The following is a 26,163-nucleotide window of genomic DNA, read 5'->3' on the forward strand; positions in this document are numbered from 1 at the left end:
GCGCTAGGCCCAGGTGAGTGACTCAGGCGTGGTCCTCTTCACCCAGGCGGTGTACTCGGATGAGGTTAGTCGAGCCCACGGTCCCGGGCGGGGAACCTGCGACGATGACCACAAGGTCACCCTCCTGGTACCGGCCGATGGACAGCATCGCCTGGTCGCACTGGCGGACCATGGCGTCGGTGGAGTCCACCTCGGGCACCAGGAAGGTCTCCACGCCCCAGCTCAGCGACAGCTGGCTGCGCACCTCGGCCTCCGGGGTGAAGGCCAGCAGCGGCAGCGTGGTGTGCAGGCGGGCCAGCCGCCGCACCGTGTCACCGGACTGGGTGAAGGCGACCAGGGCCTTGGCGTTGAGGCGCTCGCCGATGTCGCGGGCGGCGTAGGAGATCACGCCGCGCTTGGTCCTGGGCACGTGCGTCAGCGGCGGGACCGTGTCCGTGGTGGTCTCGGTCTCGACGTACCGGACGATCCGCGCCATGGTCTGGACGGTCTCGATCGGGTAGCGCCCGACGCTGGTCTCCCCGGAGAGCATGACCGCGTCCGCGCCGTCGAGCACCGCGTTGGCGACGTCGGAGGCCTCGGCCCTGGTCGGCCGGGAGTTCTGGATCATCGAGTCCAGCATCTGGGTGGCCACGATGACCGGCTTGGCGTTCTCGCGGGCGATCTGCACCGCCCGCTTCTGCACCACCGGCACGTGCTCCAGCGGCAGCTCCACGCCCAGGTCGCCGCGGGCGACCATGATGCCGTCGAAGGCCAGCACGACGGCTTCCAGGTTGTCGACCGCCTCCGGCTTCTCCAGCTTGGCGATCACCGGCAGCCTGCCGTTGCCGACCCGGTCCATCACCTGGTGCACCAGGTCGATGTCGGCCGGCGAGCGCACGAAGGACAGGGCGATGAAGTCCACCCGCAGGCTGAGCGCGAACTCCAGGTCCTCGATGTCCTTCTCGCTCAGCGCGGGCACGGAGACGTCCATGCCGGGCAGGGAGATGCCCTTGTTGTCGCTGACCGTGCCGCCCTCGGTCACGTCGCAGACCACGTCCTGGCCCTCGACGCCGACCACGACCAGCCCGACCTTGCCGTCGTCGACCAGCATGCGGTCGCCCGGCTTGGCGTCCTCGGCCAGCCCCTTGTAGGTGGTGGAGACGCGGTCGTGCGTGCCCGCGATGTCCTCGACCGTGATGCGCACCCGGTCACCGGTGCGCCATTCGACCGGCCCGTTGGCGAAACGCCCGAGCCTGATCTTGGGTCCTTGCAGGTCGGCCATGATGCCGACCGCCTTGCCGGCCTCGTCACTGGCCTGGCGCACGATGTCGTAGATCTGCTTGTGGTCGGCATGGGTGCCGTGACTGAAGTTCAGCCGGGCGACGTCCATGCCAGCGGCAACCAGGTCGCGCACCTTCTCAGGGGTCCCCGTAGCGGGCCCCATCGTACAGACGATCTTCGCTCGTCGGCTCACGGTCTAGGAGCTTAGCTCGCGGCTGTACCGATCACGGTACCGATACGGGAACTTGTCCACCTTGTTCCGGCAAGATGAAGAACTGTGCGTCAAGCGAACGTTCGGGTGTTCCCTTTTGTCGCCGCCGCGCTACTGAGCGTTGTGGTTCTGTTCACTCCGGCGTCAGGTGTGCCATCCGCGCCGCCCGGCACGGACAAAGTGATCCACTTCAGCCTGTTCGCGCTACTGGCGGTGACCGGGCTGCTCGCCAGGTTCCCGCCGCGTCCACTCGTCTTCGGACTCATCGGCTGGGCCGGGCTCTCGGAGTGGCTCCAGGCGGTGCTGCCGATCGGCCGGACCGGCGGCGTGCCGGACGCGGTCGCCGACCTGCTCGGGGTCGCGGTGGCCGTAACGCTGTGGTTCTGGGTGCGACGACTGCGGAGCTTTCGCCGCCGTTCGGGTTCAGTCGATCGGGGGAATGTTTCGGGCGAGTGAACTCCGCGCCGGGCGGGACCGGCACCGTTGGCCGCGAGCCGATCACCGCCTAGGTTCTGAAGGATGCGTCTGTCGCCCCGCGAGCAGGAGAAGCTGCTCGTCCACGTGGCCGCCGACCTGGCGGCCCGGCGCCGCGCCAGAGGGCTGCGGCTCAACCACCCCGAGGCGGTCGCCCTGCTCAGCTCGCACGTCATGGAGGGCGCGCGGGACGGCCGCACGGTCGCCGAGCTGATGGAGTCCGGCCGCTCCGTGCTGACCAGGGCGGAGGTCCTGGAGGGGGTGCCGGAGATGCTGCACTCGGTGCAGGTCGAGGCGACCTTCCCGGACGGCACCAAGCTGGTCACCATCCACGAGCCGATCCCGTGATCCCCGGCGAGGTCTTCCCGGCGCAGGGCCGGATCGAGCTGAACGAGGGCGCGCCCCGGCTGCGGCTGCGGGTGGCCAACACCGGCGACCGGCCGGCCCAGGTCGGCTCGCACTACCACTTCGCCGAGGTCAACTCCGCGCTGGAGTTCGACCGGGCCGCCGCGCAGGGTCACCGGCTGGACATCCCGGCAGGCACCTCGGTGCGGTTCGAGCCGGGCGTGGTGCGCGAGGTGGACCTGGTGCCGCTGGCGGGCAGGCGCGTGGTGCCCGGCCTGAGCCTGAGGAGGCCGGAGTGAGCTCGATGGACCGCGCCGGGTACGCGGCCAGGTACGGCCCGACCGTGGGCGACCGGGTGCGGCTGGCCGACACCAACCTGCTCATCGAGGTGACCGAGGACCGCTGCGGCGGACCGGGCCGGGCCGGTGAGGAAGTGGTTTTCGGCGGCGGCAAGGTGATCCGCGAGTCGATGGGCCAGTCCGCGGCCACCCGTGCCGAGGGCGCGCCGGACCTGGTCATCACCGGCGCGGTGGTGCTGGACCACTGGGGCGTCATCAAGGCCGACGTCGGCGTGCGGGACGGGCGGATCGTCGCGCTGGGCAAGGCGGGCAACCCGGACACCATGGACGGGGTGCACCCGCAGCTGGTGATCGGCCCGTCCACGGAAGTCTTGGCGGGCAACGGGATGATCCTGACCGCGGGCGCGGTGGACGCGCACGTGCACCTGATCTGCCCGCAGCAGCTGCCCGAAGCGCTGGCCGCCGGGGTCACCACCATCGTCGGCGGCGGCACCGGCCCGGCCGACGGGACCAGGGCCACCACGGTCACCCCCGGCGCCTGGCACCTGGAGCGGATGCTGGTCGCACTGGACGGCTATCCGGTCAACGTCGCCTTGCTGGGCAAGGGGAACACGGTCCGGGCGGAGGCGCTGTGGGAGCAGCTGCGCGCCGGGGCCAGCGGGTTCAAGCTGCACGAGGACTGGGGCACCACGCCCGCGGCCATCGACACCTGCCTGCGGGTCTGTGACGAGTCCGGGGTGCAGGTGGCCATCCACACCGACACGCTGAACGAGGCCGGCTTCCTGGAGTCCACTGTGGACGCCATCGCCGGACGGTCCATCCACGCCTACCACACCGAGGGCGCCGGCGGCGGGCACGCGCCGGATGTGATCAAGATGGCCGGGGAGTCGTTCGTGCTGCCCTCCTCGACCAACCCGACCCGGCCGTTCACGGTGAACACCCTGGACGAGCACCTGGACATGCTGATGGTCTGCCACCACCTGGACCCGACGCTGCCGGAGGACCTGGCCTTCGCCGAGTCCCGGATGCGGCCGAGCACCATGGCCGCCGAGGACGTGCTGCACGACCTGGGCGCGATCTCCATCATCAGCTCGGACTCCCAGGCGATGGGCCGGATCGGCGAGACCATCGTGCGTACCTGGCAGACCGCGCACGTGAACAAGGCCCGCCGCGGCGCGCTGCCCGGCGACGGCGGCGCGGACAACCTGCGCGCCCAGCGCTACGTGGCCAAGTACACGATCTGCCCGGCCGTGGCGCACGGCCTGGACCGGGAGGTGGGCTCGGTGGAACCGGGCAAGCTGGCCGACCTGGTGCTGTGGGAGCCCGCGTTCTTCGGCGTCCGCCCGCACGTGGTGGTCAAGGGCGGCCTGATCGCCTGGGCCGCGATGGGCGACCCCGGCGCGTCCATCCCCACCCCGCAACCGGTGTTCGCCCGCCCGATGTGGGGCGCGGAACCCGTTGCCGCGGCCCATTCCTCCCTGCACTTCGTGGCCCCCGCCGCGCTGGAGGCCGGTCTGGCCGACCGCCTGGACGTGCGCCGGAAACTGGTGCCGGTGGCCAACACCCGGTCCCTGGGCAAGGCGGACCTGCCGAACAACACCGCGCTGCCCCGGATCGAGGTGGACCCGGACACCTTCACCGTGCGGATCGACGGCGACGTGGTGGCACCCGAACCGGCCGACTCGCTGCCCATGGCGCAGCGGTACTTCCTGTTCTGATGGTCGCGGCCGGACTGCTGCTGCTCGCCGACGCCCGGCTGCCGGCGGGCGGCCACGTGCACTCGGGCAGCCTGGAGGCGGCGGTGCGGGCCGGGGTGGTGACGGATGTGCCGTCGCTGCACGGGTTCCTGCGCGGACGACTGGTCTCGGCCGGGCTGGTGGCGGCGTCGTTCGCGGCGGCGGCGACCCGGTTGGCGGAGTCCCTGGATGGTGGGGACGCGGCTTGTTGGGCGGAGCTGGACGCGGAGCTGGACGCGCGGACTCCGGCGGCGGGGCAGCGGCTGGCTTCGCGGCAGCAGGGGCGCGGGTTGTTGCGCACGCTGCCGAGGGAGGCGGTGCGGCGCGGGGCGGAAACCGGTGTGGCGGCGGCTGATGCGGCGAGACTTGGCGGGGCGGGACTCGGTGCCGCAGGACTCGGTGCCGCAGGGCTCGGCGGGGCGGGACTCGGCGCCGCGGGACTCGGCGCGGCGGGACTCGGCGCGGCGGGACTCGGCGCGGCGGAGGTCAGCACGGCGGGGGTCAGCACGGCGGGGGTCAGCACGGCGGAGGTCAGCACGGCGGAGGTCGAGCCCGCGGAGGTCGATGCCGGCGCGGTGCTGGCCGCGTTGCGTGCCGGATGCCCTGCCGGGGCGCACCACAGCCTCGCCTTCGGCGCGGGCGCGGCGATCCTGGGCGGCACCGCCGAGGACGCCGCGGTGGCCATCGCGCTGGCCTCGGTCACCGGACCGGCCTCGGCCGCGGTCCGGCTGCTCGCCCTCGACCCGTTCGCCGTGCAGTCCGCGCTGACCAGCCTAGCGTCCACAGTGGACAGTGTTGCGGCCACCGCGGCCACTCCCCTGCCCTGGGCCGAGCTGCCGGACGAGGGCGCGCCCGCGCTGGACCTGCTCGCCGACACCCACGCCACGCTGTCCGACACGCTTTTTGTGTCCTGAAAGGAGATCCATGGGCGCCTACCACGGTGACGGCCCGCACGACGACGGCCCCGACCCGCACGCGCACCTGCACCGGCTCGGCGCGAGCCCGCGGATCGGCATCGGCGGACCGGTCGGCTCCGGCAAGACCGCGCTGGTCGCCGCGCTGTGCCGGACACTGCGCGCGGAGCTGCGGCTCGGCGTGGTGACCAACGACATCTACACCACCGAGGACGCGGAGTTCTTGCGCCGCAACGCGATCCTGCCGGATGACCGGATCAGCGCGGTCAAGACCGGCTGCTGCCCGCACACCGCGATCCGGGACGACATCACCGCGAACCTGGACGCCATCGAGGACCTGGAGGCCCGGCACGGCGCCTTCGACCTGGTGCTGGTGGAAAGCGGCGGGGACAACCTGACCGCCACCTTCAGCAAGGGCCTGGTGGACCGGCAGATCTTCGTGGTGGACGTGGCCGGTGGCGACAAGGTCCCGCGCAAGGGCGGTCCCGGGGTCACCCTGGCCGACCTGCTGGTGGTCAACAAGACCGACCTGGCCCCGCTGGTGGGCGCGGACCTCGGCGTGATGGCCAGGGACGCGGCCGCGGTCCGGGGCGAGCTGCCGGTGCTGTTCAACTCCCTCGCCGAGGACCCGACGGCGGCCGGCGTCGCGGCCTGGGTGCGCGAGGTGCTGGCCGAACTGGCCCCCGCGCACCAGCACTGATGCGCGCCGAGGCGGCGCTCACCATCCGGCGCGCCCCGGACGGCCGGTCCACGGTGGCCACCGCGCGGTCCCGGCCGCCCTTGACGCTGCGCCGCACCAGGTGCAGCGGACCGGGCGTTGAGGTGTGCCTGGTCGGCACGGCGGCTGGCCCGCTGGGCGGCGACGAGCTGAGCCTGACCGTGGCGGTGGAGGCCGGGGCGAGCCTGCGGTTGCGCTCGACCAGCGCGCAGCTGGTACTGCCGGACCGTGAGCACCGGCCGGCGAACCTGCGGGTGCGTGCGGTGGTGAGCGCGGGCGCGGTGCTCGACGTCGAACTGGAGCCGACCGTGCTCGCCGAGGGCTGCCTGCTGGCGGCGACCACCGAGGTGGAGCTGGCCCCGGACGCGGTGCTGCGCTGGCGGGAGATCACCGTGCTGGGCCGGCACGCGGAGCAGGCCGGGCGGGCGGTGCAGCGGTGGCGGGTGCGCCGGGACGACAGGCCGGTGCTGCGCACCACGACCTCGCTGCTGGACCCGGCCAGCTACCGGTCACCCGCGCTGGCCGGCCGGGCCCGGGTGCTGGCCACCGTGCTGGTGGCCGCGCCGGGACTCACCGCGCCGCAACGGGTACTGGGCCCCGGGGCGGCCTGGGGCGCGGTGCACGTGCTGCCGGAGGCGGCGCTGGTCAGCGTGCTCGCCGCGGACACCGTGGCGGCGCGGGCGGCCCTGGCCGAGCTCACCGAGGGCTGGCTGGACCAGGCCGCGGGCGGATGACCGGTTCGCCTCAGGCGCTGGGGGGACCGACGTGGTCGGCGAGCCAGGCGGTGAACGGGGCCAGCGCCCGCCAGTGCTTGCGCACCAGGGTCAGGCACTCCCGTTCGTGCAGGTAGTCGCCGGGCTCCCAGGACCGGCCGACGTAGAGCGAGCGGTGCCGCAACAGGTCCAGCCGCGGGTGGTCCGGCTCGACCCCGCGCGGGCGGCTCTTCATCACGTCCCCGTGCACACCCCAGCCCGCCTTGGTCAGCTTCGCCAGGATCTTGGCCAGCTCGCCGCCGCGCCGGTCCTCGGCGACCGCGGTCCGGTACCGGGCGAGCTGGTCAGCGGCCAGCCGGTAGCAGCCCGCGCCGAGCATCAGCCCGTCCGCGGCGAGCTGCACGTAGTAGCTGGACTCCCCCAGCTTGCCCCCGGCCAGCGCGCCACAGGCGGTCTTGTACGGCGTCTTGTCCTTGCTGAACCGCACATCCCGGTACGGCCGGAACACCTTGCCCGCGCCGAACTCGTCCTCGAGATCGGCCAGCAGCGCGACCATCGGCGCCCGCACGTCCTGCTCGTAGGTGGCCTTGTGGTCGGTCCAGTAGGTCTTGGAGTTGTCCGCCTCCAGGCCGTCGTAGAAGTCCACGGCGTGCTCGCCGAACCCGGTGAAACCCATCATCGCCGCCACTGGTCGCTGAGGCCGACGTGGTCGGCACACCATTCGTTGATCGCGTTCAGCTCCCGCCAGCCCAGCCGCACCCGCTCCAGGCACTCCGGCCCGTGCAGGTCGTCGTCAGGGGGCCAGCGCCGGGCCACGTAGAGCGAGCGGTGCCGCAGCAGGTCCAGCCGGGGATGGTCCGGGTCGGCGCCGCGCGGCTTGGTCTTCATCACGTCCCCGCACACCTCCCAGCCCGCCTTGACCAGCTTCGCCAGGATCTTCACCAGCTTCCCGCCGCGCCGCTCGTCGTCCACCGCCGTGCGGTAGCGGGCCAGCTGGTCGGGGGCCATCGCGAAGGACCCACCGCCGATCATCAACCCCTCCGCGCCGACCTCGACGTACCAGGCCCCGCCCCCGCGCCCCTGCTCGACCACGCCGCCGCAGTGGTCCTTGTACGGCCGCTTGTCCTTGCTGAACCGCACATCCCGGTACGGCCGGAACACCTTCCCCGCCCCGAACTCCGGCTCCAGCTCCGCCAGCAGCCGTTCCATGGGGGCGCGCACGTCGCGGTCGTAGACCGGCTTGTGGTCGGTCCAGTAGGACTTGGAGTTGTCCGCTGCCAGTCCGTCGAAGAAGTCGACCGCGTACTCGCCGAAACCCGAGAACTCCATGCCGGCCAGCCTACGACTCGGCACCGACAGTCACCGTTCGGGTGATCCGGGACCGGATGGACTCGCTACGGGAACGGGAAGGTCACCGTACGGCCGTTCGTCGTAACGGGGGTCCGGTGACCGGCGACACCGCGAGCATGACTCGTGAATGGCGTGCGGCACTTGCCTGGTTCGGTGTGGCCCTGCTGGTGGGCGGTCTTGTTCTCGGTCTGTTGCCGCTTCCCGGTGAAGGCCCCTCGTCGCTCCGAGACGGCTGCGGGAGCGCCTTCGACCCGGACGGCGCACTCTGCGCGACCGCCGGCAACGCGCGGGTGCCCTGGCTGGTCTGGATGTTCACCATGGGCGCCGGGCTGCTGACCGCCGCCTACGCCGCCCAGTTCATGACCGAGAACCCACCTGAGCCCCCGCCCACCGCCGCACCGCCGTCAGCCGAGGTTTGACCCGGCCTGTTCGGCCCCAACAAGGTAGTCCAGGTCCGCGCGCACCCGGTGCCCCGCCGACGCGGCGAGCCGTTCCAGCAGCTCGCCCTCGACCGGCAGCAGTCCGGCCGGCGGCTGCTCCGCCGCGGGCCAGTACGGCAGCTCGACCCGTTCGACCAGGGACTCGTCCACCCGGCTGAACCCCTCCAGCACCCAGACCACGTGCTCGTTCATCGCGACCATGGTGCCGGACCGGCCCGGCGGGTCACCGGGCCGGTCCGGAATCTCAGCGAACCGCCAGCGGCACCAGGTTCGGGCGTACCGGTGAGGGCAGGTTGGACACGCCGGTCAGGTACGTGTCCACCGCGTGCGCCGCCGAGCGGCCCTCCGCGATCGCCCACACCACCAGCGAGGCCCCCCGGTGCGCGTCCCCGCACACGAAGACCCCCGGCGCGTCGGTCTGCCAGTCCGAGCCGCAGGAGATCGAGCCGCGCTTGTTCAGCTCGATGCCCAGGCCGGGCAGCAGGGGCATGTGTTCCACGCCCTCGAAGCCGATGGCGAGCAGGGCCAGGTCACAGGGGACCTCCTCGACCTCGGCGGAGACCGGGATGACCGAGCGGCGGCCGTCGGCGTCCTTCTCCACCCTGACCTTGCGCAGGCGGACCGCGCGGACCTGGCCTTCGCCGTTGTCCACGAACTCCTCGACGGCGACGGCGAACTTGCGCTCGCCGCCCTCGTCGTGCGCCGGGTAGGTGTGCAGGATGACCGGCCAGACCGGCCACGGGGAGCGGTCCTCGTCGCGGACCGCGGGCGGCATCGGGTACTGGTCGAGCTGGACCACGCCTGCCGCGCCCTGGCGGTGGGCGGTGCCCAGGCAGTCGGCCGCGGTGTCGCCGCCGCCGATGATGATCACGTGCTTGCCCTTGGCGTCGATGCCGGCCGGGCCGTCGCCCTCGCAGAACTTGTTGGCCGGCACCAGGTGTTCCATCGCCAGGTGCACACCCTTGAGGTGCCGGCCGGGGATGTCCGGGGCGTCGCGGCCGCGCAGCGCGCCCACCGCGAGCACCACCGCGTCGAACTCCGCGCGCAGCTGCTCCACCGTGAGGTCGACGCCGACCTCGCAGTTGGTGATGAACCGGGTGCCCTCGGCGCGCAGCTGGGCCAGCCTGCGGTCCAGGACCTTCTTCTCCATCTTGAACTCGGGGATGCCGTAGCGCAGCAGCCCGCCGAGCCGGTCGTCCCGCTCGAACACGGTGACCTCGTGGCCCGCCCTGGTCAGCTGCTGGGCGGCGGCCAGGCCGGCCGGGCCGGAGCCGACCACGGCGACCTTCTTGCCGGACTGCACGGTGGCCGGGTTCGGGCTGACCGTGCCCGCCTCCCACACCTGGTCCGCGATGGCCTGCTCCACCCGCTTGATCGCCACCGCGCCGCCGGAGAGCGGGGAGATGGCCAGCACGCAGGCCGTCTCGCACGGGGCGGGGCAGAGCCTGCCGGTGAACTCGGGGAAGTTGTTGGTCGCGTGCAACCGGTCCCCGGCCTGGGCCCAGTCGCCCCGGCGCACCAGGTCGTTCCACTCCGGGATCAGGTTGCCCAGCGGGCAGCCCGCGGAACCGCTGTGGCAGAAGGGGATCCCGCAGTCCATGCAGCGGGTCGCCTGGGTGCGCACCTGGTCCTCGCGGACCTGGGGATCCAGTGCGGCGTACACCTCGTGCCAGTCGTCGATCCGCTCGCCCGCCGGGCGCTTGGCCGGTTCGGTGCGGGCGTGCTTCAGGAATCCGTTCGCATCAGCCACGGGAGGCCTCCATGATCGCCTCGTCCACATCGCGGCCCTCGGCGCGTGCGATCCGCACCGCCTCCAGGACCCGCTGGTAGTCCCTGGGCATGACCTTGGTGAACGCCGACGAGCGGCGCGGCCAGTCCCCGAGCAGCGACGCCGCCACCGTGGATCCGGTGAGCAGGTGGTGCTTCTCGACAATCTCGCGCAGCCAGCGGAGGTCTTCCGCATTGGGCCGCTGGAGCTCCACCATCGCGGTGTTGACCTTCACCGGATCCAGGTCCAGCACGAAGGCGATGCCACCGGACATGCCGGCGGCCACGTTGCGGCCGGTCGGCCCGAGCACCACGGCCCGGCCACCGGTCATGTACTCGAAGGCGTGGTCGCCCGCGCCCTCGGCGACCGCGGTCGCGCCGGAGTTGCGCACGCAGAACCGCTCGCCCACCTGGCCGCGCAGGAAGATCTCGCCGGCGGTGGCGCCGTAGCCGATCACGTTGCCCGCGATCACCTGCAGCTCGGCCCGGAACGGCGCGTCCTCGTGCGGGCGCACGATGATCCGGCCGCCGGAGAGGCCCTTGCCCACGTAGTCGTTGGTGTCGCCGACCATCTCGATGGTGATCCCGGCGGGCAGGAACGCGCCGAGGGACTGCCCGGCCGAACCCTCCAGCTTGATCTGGATGGTGCCATCCGGCAGGCCCGCGCCGCCGAAGCGGCGGGTGACCTCGGAGCCGAGCAGGGTGCCCACGGTGCGGTTGACGTTGCGCACCGGCAGTTCCAGCCGCACCGGGTGCGCGTCCTCCAGCGCGGCCTCGGCCAGCTGGATCAGCGTGCGGTCCAGGGCCTTGTCCAGGCCGTGGTCCTGGTCGCGGACCCGGCGCTTGGCGCTGCCCTGCGGTCCTTCGACCACCTCGAACACCGGGGACAGGTCGAGGCCGACGGCCTTCCAGTGGTCGATGGCCGGGTCCGCGCCGAGCAGCTCGGCGTGCCCGATGGCCTCGTCCAGGCTGCGGAAGCCCAGCGCGGCAAGGTGTTCGCGGACCTCCTCGGCGACGAAGTAGAAGAAGTTCTCCACGAACTCGGCCTTGCCGGTGTACCGCTTGCGCAGCTCGGGGTTCTGCGTGGCCACGCCGACCGGACAGGTGTCCAGGTGGCAGACCCGCATCATCACGCAGCCGGCCACGATCAGCGGCGCGGTGGCGAAGCCGAACTCCTCCGCGCCGAGCAGCGCGGCGATCAGCACGTCCCGCCCGGTCTTCATCGCGCCGTCCACCTGCAGGGTGATCCGGTCGCGCAAACCGTTGAGCACCAACGTCTGCTGCGCCTCGGCCAGCCCGATCTCCCAGGGCGTGCCGCAGTGCTTGAGCGAGGTGAGCGGGGAGGCGCCGGTGCCGCCGTCGTGGCCGGAGACCAGGATGACGTCGGCGTGCGCCTTGGCCACGCCCGCGGCCACGGTGCCGATGCCGACCTCGCTGACCAGCTTGACGTGCACCCGCGCCTGCTCGTTGGCGTTCTTCAGGTCGTGGATGAGCTGGGCCAGGTCCTCGATGGAGTAGATGTCGTGGTGCGGCGGCGGCGAGATCAGCGAGACGCCCGGCGTGGAGTGCCGGGTGCGCGCGATCCACGGGTACACCTTGTAGCCGGGCAGCTGGCCGCCCTCGCCGGGCTTGGCGCCCTGGGCCATCTTGATCTGGATGTCGGTGCTGTTGACCAGGTACTCGCTGGTGACGCCGAAGCGGCCGCTGGCGACCTGCTTGACCGCCGAGCGCCGCGCCGGGTCGTACAGGCGCTCCGGGTCCTCGCCGCCCTCACCGCTGTTGGACCGGCCACCGAGCCGGTTCATCGCCACGGCAAGGGTTTCGTGCGCCTCGGCGGAGATCGAGCCGTAGGACATCGCGCCGGTGTTGAACCGCTTGACGATCGCGCTGGCCGGCTCGACCTCCTCGATCGGCACCGGCTTGCGGCCGTCGGCCTTGAGCTCGAAGAGCCCGCGCAGCGCGCCGCCTTCCTTGGCCAGGCGGTCGCATTCGGCGGTGTAGCGCCGGTAGACGTCGTACTGCCGGGTCTTGGTGGCGTGCTGGAGCAGGAACACCGTCTCCGGGTTGAACAGGTGCAGCTCGCCCTCGCGGCGGTAGAAGTACTCGCCGCCCACCGGCAGGCCGCGGTGCGCGCGGTCGGTCGGGTTGTCCGGGTAGGCCAGCCGATGTCGTTGCGCCACCTCGGCGGCCAGCACGTCCATGCCGACCCCGCCGAGCTTGGAGGCGGTGCCCACGAAGTACTCGGCGACCACGTCGGTGGCCAGGCCGACCGCCTCGAAGACCTGCGCGGCGGTGTAGGCGCCCACGGTGGAGATGCCCATCTTGGACATCACCTTCAGCACGCCCTTGACCAGCGCGCCCACGTAGTTGCGCACCGCCTTGCGGGCCTCGATGCCGGTGACCGCGCCGCGGTTGACCATGTCCTCGATGGTCTCGAAGGCCAGGTACGGGTTGACCGCGGCCGCGCCGTAGCCCAGCAGCAGCGCGATGTGGTGCACCTCGCGGGCGTCCCCGGACTCCACCACCAGCGCGACCCGCAGGCGCTCCTTGGTGCGCACCAGGTGGTGGTGCACCGCGGAGACCAGCAGCAGCGAGGGGATCGGGGCCATCCGGTGGTCGGAGTCCCGGTCGGAGAGCACCAGGATCCGGGCGCCGGCCGCGATGGCCTCGGAAGCCTCCCGGCGGACCCGTTCCACCGCCGCGGTCAGCGCCTCCGCACCACCGTCCACTTCGTACAGTCCACTCAGGACCGCGCAAGCGAAGCCGGGCAGGTCGCCGTCGTCGTTGACGTGGATGAGCTTGGCCAGCTCGTCGTTGTCGATGACCGGGTACGGCAGCTGGATGTGCCGGCAGGAGGAGGGGCCGGGGTCGAGCAGGTTGCGCTCGGGGCCCATGACGCGCGCGACGGAGGTGACGATCTCCTCGCGGATGGCGTCCAGCGGCGGGTTGGTCACCTGCGCGAAGTGCTGGACGAAGTAGTCGTAGAGCATCCGGGAGCGCTGCGAGAGCGCCGCGATCGGGGTGTCGGAACCCATGGAGCCCAACGGTTCCAGCCCGCTGACCGCCATCGGGGTGAGCAGCACGCGCAGCTCTTCCTCGGTGTAGCCGAAGGTGAGCTGGCGGCGCACCACGGACTCGTGGCTCTGCACCACGTGCTCGCGGTCGGGCAGGTCGGCCAGGTTGAGCAGGCCGGCGTGCAGCCACTCGTCGTAGGGCAGCCCGGCGGCGAGCTCGGACTTCACCTCGTTGTCGTCCACGATCCGCCCGGCGGCGGTGTCCACCAGGAACATCCGGCCCGGCCGCAGGCGGCCCTTGGCCACCACCTGGCTCGGGGCCACGTCGAGCACGCCGGTCTCGGAGGCCAGCACCACGCGGCCGTCGGCGGTCTGCCACCAGCGGGCCGGGCGCAGGCCGTTGCGGTCGAGCACCGCGCCGACCAGGGTGCCGTCGGTGAAGGTGACGCAGGCCGGGCCGTCCCACGGCTCCATGAGACTCGCGTGGAACTGGTAGAAGGCGCGGCGGGAGGCGTCCATGGTGGCGTGGTTCTCCCACGCCTCCGGCACCATCATCAGCACCGCGTGCGGCAGGGTGCGGCCGCCCAGGTGCAGCAGTTCCAGGACCTCGTCGAAGGAGGCGGAGTCCGAGGCGTCGCTCGCGCAGATCGGGTACAGGCGGGACAGGTCGCCGGGGATGAGGTCGCTTTCCAGCAGGGCCTCGCGGGCGCGCATCCGGTTGCGGTTGCCGCGGATGGTGTTGATCTCACCGTTGTGCGCGACGAACCGGAACGGGTGCGCCAGCGGCCACGAGGGGAAGGTGTTGGTGGAGAACCTGCTGTGCACCAACGCGATCGCGCTGGCCAGCCGGTGGTCGGTCAGGTCGAGGAAGAACGCGGGCAGCTGCGCGGTGGTCAGCATGCCCTTGTACACCAGGGTGCGCGCGGACAGCGAGGGGAAGTAGACCCCGTAGCCCGCCTGCTCGCTCTCGTGCTCGGCGCGCTTGCGCAGCGCGAAGGCCAGGCGGTCCAGGTCGATGCCCGCCCGACATCGCCCGTCCGGGCCCGGTTCGGTCGCGGTCACCAGCAGCATGGAGAAGTGCGGCATCACCGACAGCGCGGTCGGTCCGACGCCTGCGGCCTCCGGGCTGACCGGCACCTCGCGCCAGCCGAGCACCCGCAGGCCCTCTTCCTCGGCGATCCGCTCGATCAGCGCGACCGCCTTGACCCGCAGGTCGTCCTCGGCGGGCAGGAAGGCGATGCCCGCGGCGTAGGTGTGGTTCCCGGCGGCGTCCGGCTTCGGCAGGTCGCCGAGCTCCGCGCGCAGCAGCTCGTCGGGGAGCTGCAGCAGGATTCCGGCCCCGTCCCCGCTCGTGGGCTCGGCGCCGGCGGCGCCGCGGTGTTCGAGGTTCGCCAGTGCCGTCAGGGCGTCGACCACGATCCCGTGGGAACGGCGGCCCTGGATGTCGGCGACCATGGCGACACCGCAGGCGTCTCGTTCCTCGGCCGGGTCGTACAGTCCCTGCTGGGCGGGGATGGCGGAGAAGATCACGCGGAGACCTCCCTCGTCGTGTTCCGTGCTCAGGTGGTGGAAAGCTGGGCACGGGACGACGGTGGCCCGCGAGGTCACACCGGCGTACGCGCCGGTAGCGACAGGTATGACCGGACTGTAACAGGCAGGAAACCCGGAAACACCCCTCGAAGGGTGATGTCGGTCATTGCGCCGTAACGATTTTGCTGCTTCGTTCGACATAGCGGCAAGACCAACAGTACGCGTGTCCTGCTGATTCTCTGGGCAGGGCGTGGAACACGCCGGTAACGTCCCTGGGAGCTTTCACCCGATCGACCCCAGAGGATTCGATGCGTCTTCCCCGGAGTACCCGCGCAGCACTCATCGCCGTCAGCGCCATCGCCCTCGTTGGCGGGTGCGCGAGCCGGGTTCCCGATCCGGCGCCGAGCCAAACCTCGGTGGAGTCGGCGTTCCCGGTCGAGGTGGGCGCGCCGGGCGGCAAACCGCTCACCATCACCAAGAAGCCGGAGCGGATCGTCTCGCTGAACCCGACCGCGACGGAAAGCCTGTTCGCGATCGGCGCGGGCAAGCAGGTGGTGGCCGTGGACGACCAGTCCAACTTCCCGGCCGAGGCGCCCAAGACCACGCTGTCCGGCTTCAAGCCGAACGTGGAGGCCATCGCCGGGCACCAGCCGGACCTGGTGGTCGCCTCCAACGACGTCGAGGGCGTGGTGGCCGGCCTGGAGAAGCTGAAGATCCCGGTGCTGCTGCTGCCCGCGGCCAAGACCCTGGACGACGCCTACGGCCAGATCAGCATCCTCGGCCAGGCCACCGGGCAGGGCACCCCGGCCAACGACGTGGTGAACCGGATGAAGGGCCAGATCAGCAAGCTGGTCCGGGAGACCCCGCGGCCCGCTGAGGCGCTGAAGTACTACCACGAGCTGGACCCGACCTTCTACACGGTGACCTCCAAGACCTTCATCGGCTCCATCTACGGCCTGTTCGGCCTGGTCAACATCGCCGACGCGGCCGACCCGACCGGCGGCGGCTACCCGCAACTCTCCGCCGAGCAGGTGGTCAGCGCCGCGCCGCGGCTGATCTTCCTGGCCGATGTGAAGTGCTGCGGCCAGAGTGCGGCCGCGGTCGGCACCCGGCCGGGCTGGGCGAGCGTGCCCGCGGTGCGCGACGGCGGTGTGGTGGCCCTGGACGACGACATCGCCTCCCGCTGGGGACCGAGGGTGGTCGACCTGGTGCGCACCGTGTCCGAGGCCGTGACCGCAGCCGGGAAGAAGTGACCGCCGCCGCACCCACCCGGCTCCGGTTCCGCCACCTGGCGCTCACCCTGCTGCTGTTGCTCGCCGTGGTGACCGCCGCGGTGCTGCTCGGCGCGATTGACCTGGGCGCCGGGCGCGTGCTCGGCGAGGTCTTCGCCCAGCTCACCGGCGGGGTGTCGCCGCTGTCGGCGCGCGAGGCGGCCATCCTGTGGGAGCTGCGCGTGCCCCGGGTGGTGCTGGCCTGCCTGGTCGGCGCCGCGCTGGCCTCTTCGGGAGCCGCTTTCCAGGGCGTGTTCCGCAACCCCCTGGCCGACCCGTACCTGCTGGGCGCGGCGGCCGGGGCAGGGCTGGGCGCGACGCTGGCCGTGTTCGCGGTGCCCACCTTCAGCACCGGCGACTTCTTCGGCCCGCTGCCCATCGCCGCCTTCGCCGGCGCGGTGCTCGGCGTCGGCCTGACCTGGGCGCTGGGCCGTTCGGCCGGTCCGGGCACCGCGACCCTGGTGCTGGCCGGGGTGGCGGTGGCCGCGTTCCTGACCGCGTTGCAGACCTTCGTGCAGACCCTGGACGTGGACAGCCTGCGCACCATCTACACCTGGATGCTCGGCGGCCTCGGCGGCGCGGGCTGGTCGCAGGTGCTGGTGGTGCTGCCCTACATCGCGCTGTCCTCGTTCGTGCTGTGCGCCAGCGGCAGGCTGCTGGACGTGCTCGGCGTGGGCGATGAGGAAGCCGCGGCACTGGGCCTGCACCCGCGCCGGGTGCGGCTGATCATCCTGGGTGCCGCCTCACTGGCCACCGCGGCCGCGGTGTCGGTCAGCGGCCTGATCGGGTTCGTCGGCATCGTGGTGCCGCACGTGGTCCGGCTGCTGGTCGCGGGCAGCTACCGGGTGCTGGTGCCGCTGTCGCTGCTGGGCGGCGCGGCCTTCGTGGTGCTGGCCGACATGGTGGCCCGCACCGTGATCGCCCCCGGCGAACTGCCCATCGGCGTGATCACCGCGTTCACCGGGGCGCCGTTCTTCGCGGTCGTGCTGCGCCGCTCCAGGAGGGTCTGATGCTGGCCATCGAGGGAGTCGCCGCGGGCTACCACGGCCGGATCGCGGTCGCCGAGGTCACCGTCACCGTGCCGCCGGGCAGCTGGCTGGCCGTCATCGGCCCCAACGGCGCGGGCAAGTCCACCCTGCTCAAAGCCGTCGCCAACGCCGTCCCGCACACCGGGACCATCACCGTGGACGGCACCCCGGTCGCCGCCCTGACCAACCGCGCCCGGGCCCGCCGCATCGGCTACGCCCCGCAGACCCCCACCCTGCCCGAGGGCCTCACGGTCACCGACTACGCCCTGCTCGGCCGCACCCCGCACCTGGGTTTCCTGGCCCGCGAAGGCCCAGCCGACCTGGACCTGGTGGCGGACATCCTTGCCCGCCTTGACCTTTCCCAACTGGCCGACCGTCCACTCCCGACACTCTCCGGCGGCGAGCGGCAACGCGCCGTGCTGGCCAGGGTGCTCGCCCAGCAGGCCGGACTGCTGCTGCTGGACGAGCCGACCACCGGACTGGACATCGGGCACGCGCAGTCCCTGCTGGACCTGGTGGACCGGCTGCGGCTGGCGGACGGCACCACGGTGGTGAGCACACTGCACGACCTGACCCTGGCCGGTCAGTACGCGGACCAGCTGCTGATGCTGGACGCCGGGCGGGTGGTGGCGGTGGGGCCGCCGGCGGAAGTGCTGACGGCGGAACGGGTTTCGCGGCATTACGCGGCGCGGGCGGAGGTGCTGACCGCGCCGGACGGGACGCGCGTGGTGACGCCGGTGCGGTCGGGATGAGTCAGATGTGGGGACGAGGGTAGAGCCGCCGCCCCACGAAGAACCCCACGCCCTGGAGCAGCACGGGCAGGTAGGCGACGGCCACGAACAGCCAGTCCCAGCCGTCCATTCGGCCACCTCGCCTGAGTTCGGTCTGCAGGAGGCCGAGCAGGAAGAAGGTCAGGAAGAACGCGAACAGGAACATCACTCCCCAGAACAACCCCAGCAGCTGACGGCTTCGCCGCACCAGGAGCAGTTCGATGTGCTCGCCCCGCAGGTGCCGCCACGGGTTGAGCACCAGAAACCCGGTCATGGCCAGGAACACGTCCATCGTGAGCGCGAAGATGTAGACGAACGGGACCAGCACGTCATACCTGGTGACCAACTGCCCACCGAGCAGGACCACCAGCACCGCCAGCACCACCGCCGCGGAACCGGTGAGCATCGCGAACCAGCCACCGGCGGTGCGGAGCCGCCGCGCGTGCTCGGCCGGAATCGGCACCCACACCGGCGGCCGTCCGACGTAGACGGCCACTAGCGCGGCTTCCAGTCCGAACCGTCACCATCCAGCACGCTGGCATCGCCCATCTGCCCGATCCGGCCCTGCGACCAGGTTTCGCCGACCATCCGCAGCTTCTCCTGGAGAGCGGACTGCTCCGCCTTGCAGGTGTTCACGTGTGCCAGCAGGCCGGTGATGAGACTGCCGATCAGGCCCGCGACCGACGGCAGCACGGCGACGAGGATCAGCAGTGCCAACGGGATACCGGCCACCGAGACGGTCAGGGCCGCCGCGGAGGCGATGCCGACGAGGGCCACGATCAACGCGACGGTGATGCCCACCCAGAAGCTCTCGATGGAGTTGCCCAGGTTGACCAGCGAGCCACGCATCTGGCTGGCCAGGTCCTTCAGCCCGGTCAGCCCGCTGACCTGGGTCGGGATGGTCAGTCGATAGGCCTCAGCGGCCCTGCCTTCCCACTCCAGGGTGGTGTCCATCTTGCTCGGGTCGATCGCGCCCGCCACGTCGTTCAGCTTGTCCGCGATGTCCTTCGACCACTGCTCAGCGGCCTCTCTCACCCGACCGGCATCGCCCCGGTCACCGAGCAGGTCCTCGAGCTGCTTCCCCAGCTCCAGGCTGTTCCGGGTCACCGCCTCCACCAGGAGGTCGATGCGCGGGATGACCCAGCGAAGCGGCTCCGGCACGCTGTTGACCGCCTGGTTCACCTGGTCGAAGAACTTCCGCATGCGTTCGTCAACCTCGCGCAGGCGCTCATTGGCCCGCTGCACGGCTTCGCTCACAGCTCCCCCTACTTCGTGGTGTTCTTCAGCGTGTGCAGGCTGGCTTCTTCCTCGCGCTCATAGGTGTCCGCGGCCTGCCACAGGGTCTCGCTGATGAGCCGGAAGGTCTCCATCGCCTTGCCGATCATGTCGTCCATGGTCGTGCGTGCCTGGAGGTAGGTCTGGTCCAGGCCTTCTTTGACCGCCCACTTGGACAGCTCGGCCGGGCCGAGGTGCAGGCCGTCCAGTGCCCGGCGAGGCCCCTCCAGGGAGTCCGCCGCCTCGTCCCAGCGGACGGCGTCGGCGCGCAGGGCCGCATAGGCCGCGGACAGATCCGTCATGACAGCCCCAATCGGCGCAGCAGCAGGTTCGGGTCGCTGACCAGTGCGGTCAGTTCGGTGATAGCCGGGCTGGTCGGCCACCTGGTCAGGTCCGGATCGGGGGTGCCGCGGCGGTGCAGTTCGCGCAGCACCTCGGTCAGTTCGCCCTCGATCTCCGGATTGCGCGCCGAGTCGGCCCAATACGGGTCCACCGTCAACGTGCTGACCTGCCCGTTCATCGCACTGCCGCGCACGTGTCCACCCGCGCTCTCAACCTCGATCGGCTGGTTCAGCACCGCGTCCAGGCGACCGGTCAGCGTCGCCAGTTCGGCCTCCGCCGCGTCCATCAACCGGAACGCCGCGTCCGTAGTGAGCGGCGTGGTCTCCGGCTGTGCGGTCGGCGCCGGCCAGGGTGGGACCTCGGTCTGCTCGGTCTGCTCGACCTGCTTGGCCAGTGCCTGCATCACCGCGTTGTTCGCCGCGGTCAGCACGCTGCCCTGCAACGCTCGCGGATCCACCGAGCGGCGCCAGTCCGCGGCCAGCCGCACCGACCGCACCTCGCCCATCGGCCCGACCGACACCGTCACCACCTGGTCGGCGTCCTGCCCGGTGATCCCGTCCGGCTCTGCCACGCTCGGCTCCGGCGGGACCGGGCGCTTGGGCGTCGGTTCCCAGTCGTCGGCGTCCTCGAAGCCCCAGCGTTCAACGTCACTCATCCGCATTCCCCCCTCTGGAATGAAATCAGTGACCAAGAAGCTACACACCGAAGGCCGGGCCCACCACGCGGTGAACCCGGCCTTCGGCCCCCAGGGCGACGCTAGGAAGTCTTCTCCGCCTTCGCCTTCTTCTCGGCGGCCTCGGCGGCCTCGCCGTTCTCCGCCTTCATCAGCTCGTCCATGTCCACCAGCGACGGGTCGTTGAGCACCCGGTCCAGCTGTTCCCGGTCCAGCGAGTTCTGCCACTTGGCGATGACCAGGGTGCCCACGCCGTTGCCGATCAGGTTGGTCAGGGCTCTGGCCTCGGACATGAAGCGGTCGATGCCGGCGATCAACGCGATGCCGATGCTGGCCTCGGGGATGACGTTCTGGAAGGCCACCAGGGAGGCGGCCAGGGTGACCAGGCCGGCTCCGGTGACGCCCGCGGCGCCCTTGCTGGACAACAGCATGAACAGCAGCAGGCCGATCTGGGTCCACAGTGGCAGGTGGGCGCCGGTGGCCTGGGCGATGAACAGCGCGCCCATGGTCAGGTAGATGCAGGTGCCGTCCAGGTTGAACGAGTAGCCGGTGGGGATGGTCAGGCCGACCACCGACTTCTGCGCGCCGGCGGCCTCCAGCTTCACCAGCATCCGCGGCAGCACCGCCTCGCTGGAGGAGGTGCCGAGCACGATCAGCAGCTCGTCCTTGATGAAGCGGATGAACTTGAAGATGTTGAACCCGGCCAGCTTCGCCACCCCGCCGAGCACCACGATGATGAACAGCACGCAGGTCAGGTAGAAGGCGATCATCAGGAACGCCAGCGAGGACAACACCTTCGCGCCGTTGGTGCCGATGGTGTAGGCCATGCCGCCGAAGGCCCCGACCGGCGCGGCGTACATGACGATCTTGATGACGCCGAACATGATCTTGGCGATGGTGTCCAGCGCCTGCAGCGGCTTGGCGCCGCGCTCGCCCATCATGCCGATCGCGACCGCGACCAGCACCGCCAGCACCAGCACCTGGATCAGCTGCCCGCTGGTGAACGCGCCGACGAAGGACTCGGGGACCAGGTGCAGGATGAACGCGGTGAAGCCCTCGGCTCCGGCGGCCTTCTTCTGCGCGTCCGCGCCCGCCTTGAGGTCGGCGGCGCTGGGCTGCATGTCCAGGCCGACGCCCGGCTGCAGGATGTTCACCACGATCATGCCGATCACCAGGGCGATCAGCGTCATCACGATGAAGTACAGGATGGTGCGCAGGGCGAGCCCGCCGGCCTTGGCGAGGTTGCCCAGCCCCGCGATGCCGACGACGATGGTGCAGAAGATCGTGGGCGCGATGACCATCTTCACCAGGTTGATGAACAGGTCCGCGAGCCACTTCAGCCCGGCTGCCTGAGCAGGGAACAGGATCCCGACCAGGATGCCTGCCGCGATCGAGACCAGCACCCAGAAGTACAGGTGCCGGTAGATCGGCTTACGCGTTCGCCCCCCAGCAGCGGTCGTTGCCAACATGTCCTCCTCGACAGTGAACCGTGGTCCGGGCGAATGCTCGTGACCGGACAACTTCACCGGCAAGCGACCCGGGCGAAACTTGAGACTGTCCTGACAAAATCTCCGGCATGGTGATAGGGCCGTTACCGGAACAGCGCCTCGACGTTGTCTCGGTGTGCGTGTCATCCGGACGGACTAGCCTGGCACCATGCCGCCGACCGCGCTGACTCGCCGCGCGCTGTTGCTGGGCGGGGCCGGCACCGCGGTGACCGCCGCCCTGGGCAGCTGCACGACGGGGCAGCTGCCCGTCCTGCCCGAGCTGGTGCTGGCCACCGGGCCGCCCGGCGCGGTGTACCGGGAGATCGGCGGGGCGCTGGCCGAGGAGCTGCGCAAGCACCTGCGGGGCACCGCGGTGCGCACCCGGCCGACCGGGGCGTCGGTGGAGAACCTGATGCTGCTCGGCTCCGGCCAGGCGCAGCTCGGGTTCGTCTCCCTGGACGCGATGCTGGCCAGGCAGAACAGCCCGGTGGAGGGCGTGAGCGCGATCGGACGGCTCTACGACAGCTTCCTGCACCTGGTGGTGCTGGACAGCTCGCCGATCAAGACCACCAGGGACCTGGCCGGGCGGCGGATCGCGGTGGGCGCGGCCGGGTCCGGCACCGAGTACACGGTGGAGAAGCTGCGCCGGATCGCCGGGCTGAGCTTCAACGAGGTGCGGCTGTCCCAGGCCGAGGCGGCCAAGCAGCTGGAGGAGGGCGGGATCGACGCGTTCTTCACCCTCACCGGCATCCCCACCCCAGCGATCAGCGACCTGCTGCGGCGGCAGGTGCCGATCCGCATGGTCGAGCTCGCCGAGCAGGCGCAGGCGCTGGCCAGCGGCGACTCCTCGGCCTACATGCCCGCGACCATCCCGAAGCCGACCTACGGCTACCTGCTGCCCTACCGCACGGTGTCGGTGCCGAACCTGCTCGTCGCCAGGGACGACCTGCCGGTCGAGGTGGTGAAGATCGTGACGAACACGGTGTTCGCCGAGTCGGACGCGATCGCGGTCAACCACCCGGAGGCGCGGCGGATCAACCGCAGCACCGGGATCGCCACCGGGCCGGTGCCGCTGCACCCGGGGGCGGCGGCCTGGTTCCGGGAGTACAAGCGGCTGGTGTGAGGGCCGGGGTCAGAGGCCGGCGGGCGGGGTGCCGGGCGTGGTCTTCCCTGGCGGCGGGTCCTCGGGGCCGGGCTCCGGCTGCTCGGCCACGGGTGGGCGGGACAGGTGTTTGCGTTCGCCGTCAGGGCGGCCGTCGGCCTCGTCGGCAGGGTCGAACAGCTGCTCGGCGGGCGCGACCGGCAGCCGGATCGCCACGTCGAGTCCGTGCGGGTGCGCCTGGTGCAGCCGGAACTCGCCACCGGCCGAGGTGACCAGCTCGCTGCAGATGGCCAGGCCGAGGCCGGTGCCGGAGATGTTCTGGTGCTTGGGCGAGCGCCAGAACCGGTGCAGCGCCACCGACAGCTCCGCCTCGTCCAGGCCGACGCCGTCGTCGATGACGTGCAGCTCGACGTGCCCGTCCTCGACGCTGTCCGCCGGTTCCTCGTGCCGGGCCCACACCCGCACCCTGGTGCCGCCGGAGAGCCGGATCGCGTTGCCCACCAGCTCGTCCAGCACGCTGCCGAGACCGCCGGGCGGTTCCAGCACGCGCAGGCCCTCCGGGATGTCCAGGCGCAGCCGGATCGCGGCCCGCTGGGCGTTGGCCTGCCAGGCCGGTTCGTGCGCGGCGACCAGCTCGTCCAGCTCGACCGGTTCGGCGGCCGCGGCGCTGTCCAACCGGGTGGCGGCCAGCAGCGCGTCCAGCACCCGGCCCATCTCCTCGGCTTCCTCCACGGCCAGCTGGTGGGCTTGGCGCGCCGGTTCATCCGGTAGGTGCGGCGCCAGGTTCTCCACCGCGAGGCGGAGGCTGGCCAGCGGGTTGCGCAGCTGGTGGGAGGCGTCGGCGACGAAGTCGCGCTGACGGCGCAGCGCGCGGCCGACCACGTCGACCATGGTGTTGAAGGAGCTGGCCAGGGTGCGCAGCTCGGGTGGCCCGTGCACGTCGGCGCGGGCGTCCAGGCGGCCGCTGGCCACCCGGGAGGTGACCTCGTCCAGGCGGCGGATCGGACGCAGGATCCAGCGGGAGACCGGCCAGGCGGCCCCGATCAGCGCGAGCAGCGGGACCAGGCCGTTGAGCGCGAGCAGCAACCAGGAGTTGAGCACCTGGGCGCGCAGGCCGTCCGAGGGCGAGATGGTGACCACGGCGGCCACCACCTGGCTGTCCCGGCCGACCGGTTCGACCACGACCAGCGGGTTGGTCTCCCACGGCCACACCACGCGCGGCGGGTTGGGCCGGTACCCGGCGAAGGCCACGGCCAGGCCCTCGCGCACGCCGGGGGTGTTCAGGTCGACCGAGGCGTCCGAGGGCAGGATGATGTTGCCGCCCGGGTCGACCAGCACGGCGGGGATGTCGTAGAGCCGGTGGTAGCGGGTCAGCTCCTCGGCCAGCGGGGTGGTGCGGTCCAGGCCGAGGGCGTTCTCGGCCAGCGCGGCGAACCGGCTGGCGTCGCTGAGCCGGTCCAGGTAGACGGACTGGGTCTCGCCCTGGCCGACCGCGGCGGCCAGCGGCACCCCGAAGGCGGCGGCCATCGCCACCAGCAGCGGCACCAGCACCGCGAGCAGCCTGCGGAGCACCCCGGCCTCCCTACCGGGCCATCCGGTAGCCGACGCCGCGCACGGTCTCGATGCGCACGAACGGGCCGAGCTTGCCGCGCAGGGTGGCGATGTGGGTGTCCAGGCTGCGCGAGCGGGCCTCCCAGCTGGCGTGCCACACCTGGTCCAGGATGCGGTCCCGGCTGACCACGCTGCCGGGGCGCGCGGCGAGCAGGGCGAGCACGTCGAACTCCTTGCGGGTCAGCGTGATCTGCTCGCCGGAGACGGTGGCGGTGCGCGAGCCGAGGTCGAGCCGGAGCGGGCCGACCTCCATCACCTCGTGCTCCTCGCTGTCCGCGCGGGCGGCGCGGGTGCGGCGCAGCACGGCCTCGATCCGGGCCAGCAGCTCGGCGGTGCCGAAGGGTTTGACCACGTAGTCGTCGGCGCCGCTGCGCAGGCCGAGCACGCGTTCCCGCTCCTCGCTGCGCGCGGTGACCGCGATGACCGCGGTGCCCTCGCGTTGCCGGAGCTTGCGCAGCACGTCCAGCCCGTCGGCATCGGGCAGTCCGAGGTCGAGCAGCACCACGTCGGCCGGGGCGGCCTGGAGCGCCGCGGCCGCGGTGGCGGCGCGGAGGACTTCGTAGCCGGCGTGCTGCAACGCGGTGACCAACCCGCGCGCCACCCGGTCGTCGTCCTCCACTACGAGGATGCGCATGAGGGTCGATACTAGGCCGCGACGGGCGGCACTGATGTCCATTGGGCCGCCGAGATCGACTTCCGCATGGCAGAATTCGAGGCGCCGGCAGTGCACCAGGCCACCGGAGTTGGTTTCGACACGCCTGGAGGCGGCCATGGTGATCCGCAAGACCGACGCGGAGATCGACCAGATGGCCAAGGCGGGAGCAATCCTGGCCGAGGTCCACGAAGAACTACGAGCGGCCCTGCGCCCCGGTAAAACCACTGCTGACCTGGACCGCGTCGCTGCCGAGGCGATCGAGCGCCGAGGCGGCAAACCCGGCTTCTTCGGCTACAACGGCTACCCCGCCGTCATCAACGCCTCCCTGGGTGAGCAGATCGTGCACGGCATCCCATCCCGCCAGACCCGCCTACGGGAAGGCGACATCCTCAGCCTGGACTGCGGTGTCCTGTGGAACGGCTTCCACTCCGACGCGGCCTGCACCTGGATCGTCGGCGCGGAAGAAGCGGCCCCCGAGCACCTGCGCGCCTTGGTAGCCGACACCTACCGAGCCCTGTGGGCGGGGATCGGCGCGACCCGGGTGGGCAACCGGATCGGGGACATCTCGGCGGCCATCGGCGCGGTGGGCGCGGCCGGGGGTTACGGCGTGGTGTCCGACCACAATGGACACGCCATCGGCGGGCACGGGATCGGGCGGTCGCTGCACGAGGACCCGTTCGTGCCCGGGCGGGGGCGGCCGGGGCGCGGGTTGCGGCTGAAGCCGGGGCTGGTGCTGGCGATCGAGCCGATGTTCACGACCGGGCATCCAGGGTTCCGGACGCTGGGCGATGAGTGGACCGTGGTGACGGTGGACGGCAGCACGGCGGCGCACTGGGAGCACACGGTGGCGGTGACGGAGTCCGGGCCGAGGGTGCTGACGGCAAGGCCGGAGGAAGTCGCGATGGCGCGAATCGCAGACCTGGGCTGAGCGGAGACCCAGACGCCGGGGTTGAAAACCCACAAAGCGGGCCTCTCGTCTTCTCCGTACGGCCTGGAGACTGCTAACCGCATCCCGCCGAGCAGACGCTCACCGCAACCGCCGCCAATGCCTCGCAACGTGACGGCGGCTGGTCGGTGGGATGTGGTTCGCTGTCGGAAGGTCGTGCGGAGAAGACGAGAGGGTCGCGAGCACGCTGGGTCTTGAGTCGGCAGCCTGCTCAGCCCCGCAACCTGCTCGT

26 protein-coding genes are annotated in these 26,163 nt (G+C 71.6%); 13 read left to right on the forward strand and 13 right to left on the reverse strand.

Annotation, left to right across the window (positions count from 1 at the left end; genetic code table 11):
* Positions 1 to 22: 22 nt before the first annotated feature.
* Positions 23 to 1,453, reverse strand: coding sequence for a pyruvate kinase (gene pyk / locus ACWDY5_RS20655; RefSeq protein WP_449723802.1), 1,431 nt, complete (start codon positions 1,451 to 1,453; stop codon positions 23 to 25).
* Positions 1,454 to 1,621: 168 nt separating this feature from the next.
* On the opposite strand from pyk, the gene ACWDY5_RS20660 reads away from it, so the two are divergent.
* The 7 genes from ACWDY5_RS20660 (at position 1,622) to ACWDY5_RS20690 (ending at position 6,691) form a co-directional block, all read left to right on the forward strand.
* The gene (locus ACWDY5_RS20660) at positions 1,622 to 1,927 is read left to right on the forward strand and encodes a VanZ family protein (RefSeq protein ID WP_449723803.1); all 306 of its coding nucleotides are present in this window, start codon (positions 1,622 to 1,624) and stop codon (positions 1,925 to 1,927) included.
* Between the two features lie 63 nt (positions 1,928 to 1,990).
* Positions 1,991 to 2,293: an urease subunit gamma gene (locus ACWDY5_RS20665; protein ID WP_449723804.1), complete on the forward strand. Its 303-nt coding sequence runs from the start codon at positions 1,991 to 1,993 to the stop codon at positions 2,291 to 2,293.
* Positions 2,290 to 2,589 carry an urease subunit beta gene (locus ACWDY5_RS20670; RefSeq protein ID WP_252485428.1) on the forward strand — a complete coding sequence of 100 codons (300 nt, stop codon included), beginning with the start codon at positions 2,290 to 2,292 and terminating at the stop codon, positions 2,587 to 2,589. The genes ACWDY5_RS20665 and ACWDY5_RS20670 overlap by 4 nt, the downstream gene beginning before the upstream one ends.
* 5 nt (positions 2,590 to 2,594) lie before the next feature.
* Positions 2,595 to 4,307: an urease subunit alpha gene (locus tag ACWDY5_RS20675; protein ID WP_449723830.1), complete on the forward strand. Its 1,713-nt coding sequence runs from the start codon at positions 2,595 to 2,597 to the stop codon at positions 4,305 to 4,307.
* The gene (locus tag ACWDY5_RS20680) at positions 4,307 to 5,239 is read left to right on the forward strand and encodes an urease accessory protein UreF (RefSeq protein ID WP_449723805.1); all 933 of its coding nucleotides are present in this window, start codon (positions 4,307 to 4,309) and stop codon (positions 5,237 to 5,239) included. Before ACWDY5_RS20675 ends, ACWDY5_RS20680 begins: the two co-directional genes overlap by 1 nt.
* Positions 5,229 to 5,939 carry an urease accessory protein UreG gene (gene ureG, locus ACWDY5_RS20685; RefSeq protein WP_449723806.1) on the forward strand — a complete coding sequence of 237 codons (711 nt, stop codon included), beginning with the start codon at positions 5,229 to 5,231 and terminating at the stop codon, positions 5,937 to 5,939. Before ACWDY5_RS20680 ends, ureG begins: the two co-directional genes overlap by 11 nt.
* Complete coding sequence (locus ACWDY5_RS20690; protein ID WP_449723807.1) at positions 5,939 to 6,691, forward strand: urease accessory protein UreD; 753 nt, start codon at positions 5,939 to 5,941, stop codon at positions 6,689 to 6,691. The genes ureG and ACWDY5_RS20690 overlap by 1 nt, the downstream gene beginning before the upstream one ends.
* Before the next feature lie 10 nt (positions 6,692 to 6,701).
* On the opposite strand, the gene ACWDY5_RS20695 is transcribed toward ACWDY5_RS20690, so the two are convergent.
* Together ACWDY5_RS20695 and ACWDY5_RS20700 are read right to left on the reverse strand one after the other, a co-directional pair.
* Entirely contained in the window at positions 6,702 to 7,346 is a 645-nt protein-coding gene (locus ACWDY5_RS20695) for a DUF2461 domain-containing protein (protein ID WP_449723808.1), read from the reverse strand.
* The gene (locus ACWDY5_RS20700) at positions 7,346 to 7,999 is read right to left on the reverse strand and encodes a DUF2461 domain-containing protein (RefSeq protein ID WP_449723809.1); all 654 of its coding nucleotides are present in this window, start codon (positions 7,997 to 7,999) and stop codon (positions 7,346 to 7,348) included. Before ACWDY5_RS20700 ends, ACWDY5_RS20695 begins: the two co-directional genes overlap by 1 nt.
* A 116-nt stretch (positions 8,000 to 8,115) precedes the next feature.
* Here ACWDY5_RS20700 and ACWDY5_RS20705 point away from each other — a divergent pair, with 116 nt between their 5' ends.
* On the forward strand, positions 8,116 to 8,439 hold the full coding sequence (locus ACWDY5_RS20705; RefSeq protein WP_449723810.1) for a hypothetical protein: 324 nt from the start codon (positions 8,116 to 8,118) through the stop codon (positions 8,437 to 8,439).
* On the opposite strand, the gene ACWDY5_RS20710 is transcribed toward ACWDY5_RS20705, so the two are convergent.
* From ACWDY5_RS20710 to gltB, 3 genes are read right to left on the reverse strand one after another with little or no spacing between them, the layout of a single operon-like run.
* Positions 8,425 to 8,652, reverse strand: a complete 228-nt coding sequence (locus ACWDY5_RS20710) for a hypothetical protein (protein ID WP_449723811.1) — start codon at positions 8,650 to 8,652, stop codon at positions 8,425 to 8,427. The genes ACWDY5_RS20705 and ACWDY5_RS20710 overlap by 15 nt on opposite strands.
* A 52-nt stretch (positions 8,653 to 8,704) precedes the next feature.
* Positions 8,705 to 10,210, reverse strand: coding sequence for a glutamate synthase subunit beta (locus ACWDY5_RS20715; RefSeq protein WP_449723812.1), 1,506 nt, complete (start codon positions 10,208 to 10,210; stop codon positions 8,705 to 8,707).
* On the reverse strand, positions 10,203 to 14,771 hold the full coding sequence (gltB, locus tag ACWDY5_RS20720; protein ID WP_449723813.1) for a glutamate synthase large subunit: 4,569 nt from the start codon (positions 14,769 to 14,771) through the stop codon (positions 10,203 to 10,205). Before gltB ends, ACWDY5_RS20715 begins: the two co-directional genes overlap by 8 nt.
* A 416-nt stretch (positions 14,772 to 15,187) precedes the next feature.
* Between gltB and ACWDY5_RS20725 the strand changes: the two genes are divergently transcribed.
* From ACWDY5_RS20725 to ACWDY5_RS20735, 3 genes are read left to right on the forward strand one after another with little or no spacing between them, the layout of a single operon-like run.
* Complete coding sequence (locus tag ACWDY5_RS20725) at positions 15,188 to 16,024, forward strand: ABC transporter substrate-binding protein (protein ID WP_449723814.1); 837 nt, start codon at positions 15,188 to 15,190, stop codon at positions 16,022 to 16,024.
* Entirely contained in the window at positions 16,021 to 17,052 is a 1,032-nt protein-coding gene (locus ACWDY5_RS20730; RefSeq protein WP_449723815.1) for a FecCD family ABC transporter permease, read from the forward strand. The genes ACWDY5_RS20725 and ACWDY5_RS20730 overlap by 4 nt, the downstream gene beginning before the upstream one ends.
* The gene (locus ACWDY5_RS20735) at positions 17,052 to 17,822 is read left to right on the forward strand and encodes an ABC transporter ATP-binding protein (RefSeq protein ID WP_449723816.1); all 771 of its coding nucleotides are present in this window, start codon (positions 17,052 to 17,054) and stop codon (positions 17,820 to 17,822) included. The genes ACWDY5_RS20730 and ACWDY5_RS20735 overlap by 1 nt, the downstream gene beginning before the upstream one ends.
* Before the next feature lies 1 nt (position 17,823).
* Here the strand turns inward: ACWDY5_RS20735 and ACWDY5_RS20740 are convergent, their stop codons facing one another.
* The 5 genes from ACWDY5_RS20740 to dctA all read right to left on the reverse strand — a co-directional run bounded on the left by ACWDY5_RS20740 (position 17,824) and on the right by dctA (position 21,599).
* Positions 17,824 to 18,336 (reverse strand): hypothetical protein, encoded by a 513-nt coding sequence (locus tag ACWDY5_RS20740; RefSeq protein WP_449723817.1) that lies wholly within the window; start codon positions 18,334 to 18,336, stop codon positions 17,824 to 17,826.
* Positions 18,336 to 19,097 (reverse strand): hypothetical protein, encoded by a 762-nt coding sequence (locus ACWDY5_RS20745; RefSeq protein ID WP_449723818.1) that lies wholly within the window; start codon positions 19,095 to 19,097, stop codon positions 18,336 to 18,338. The genes ACWDY5_RS20740 and ACWDY5_RS20745 overlap by 1 nt, the downstream gene beginning before the upstream one ends.
* A gap of 8 nt (positions 19,098 to 19,105) precedes the next feature.
* A complete protein-coding gene (locus tag ACWDY5_RS20750; RefSeq protein WP_449723819.1) occupies positions 19,106 to 19,417 on the reverse strand; it encodes a hypothetical protein in 312 nt (103 codons plus the stop codon).
* Positions 19,414 to 20,112 carry a YbaB/EbfC family nucleoid-associated protein gene (locus ACWDY5_RS20755; RefSeq protein ID WP_449723820.1) on the reverse strand — a complete coding sequence of 233 codons (699 nt, stop codon included), beginning with the start codon at positions 20,110 to 20,112 and terminating at the stop codon, positions 19,414 to 19,416. The genes ACWDY5_RS20750 and ACWDY5_RS20755 overlap by 4 nt, the downstream gene beginning before the upstream one ends.
* Positions 20,113 to 20,213: 101 nt before the next feature.
* Positions 20,214 to 21,599: a C4-dicarboxylate transporter DctA gene (gene dctA, locus ACWDY5_RS20760; RefSeq protein WP_449723821.1), complete on the reverse strand. Its 1,386-nt coding sequence runs from the start codon at positions 21,597 to 21,599 to the stop codon at positions 20,214 to 20,216.
* Between the two features lie 187 nt (positions 21,600 to 21,786).
* On the opposite strand from dctA, the gene ACWDY5_RS20765 reads away from it, so the two are divergent.
* Positions 21,787 to 22,740, forward strand: coding sequence for a TAXI family TRAP transporter solute-binding subunit (locus ACWDY5_RS20765; protein WP_449723822.1), 954 nt, complete (start codon positions 21,787 to 21,789; stop codon positions 22,738 to 22,740).
* Positions 22,741 to 22,749: 9 nt separating this feature from the next.
* Here ACWDY5_RS20765 and ACWDY5_RS20770 read toward each other — a convergent pair whose 3' ends face one another.
* Positions 22,750 to 24,291: a HAMP domain-containing sensor histidine kinase gene (locus tag ACWDY5_RS20770; RefSeq protein WP_449723823.1), complete on the reverse strand. Its 1,542-nt coding sequence runs from the start codon at positions 24,289 to 24,291 to the stop codon at positions 22,750 to 22,752.
* A gap of 10 nt (positions 24,292 to 24,301) precedes the next feature.
* A complete protein-coding gene (locus ACWDY5_RS20775) occupies positions 24,302 to 24,964 on the reverse strand; it encodes a response regulator transcription factor (protein ID WP_185008462.1) in 663 nt (220 codons plus the stop codon).
* Between the two features lie 136 nt (positions 24,965 to 25,100).
* Between ACWDY5_RS20775 and map the strand changes: the two genes are divergently transcribed.
* Positions 25,101 to 25,913: a type I methionyl aminopeptidase gene (map, locus tag ACWDY5_RS20780; protein WP_449723824.1), complete on the forward strand. Its 813-nt coding sequence runs from the start codon at positions 25,101 to 25,103 to the stop codon at positions 25,911 to 25,913.
* Positions 25,914 to 26,163: the final 250 nt, after the last annotated feature.

The sequence above is a fragment of the Crossiella sp. NPDC003009 genome (assembly GCF_053591555.1).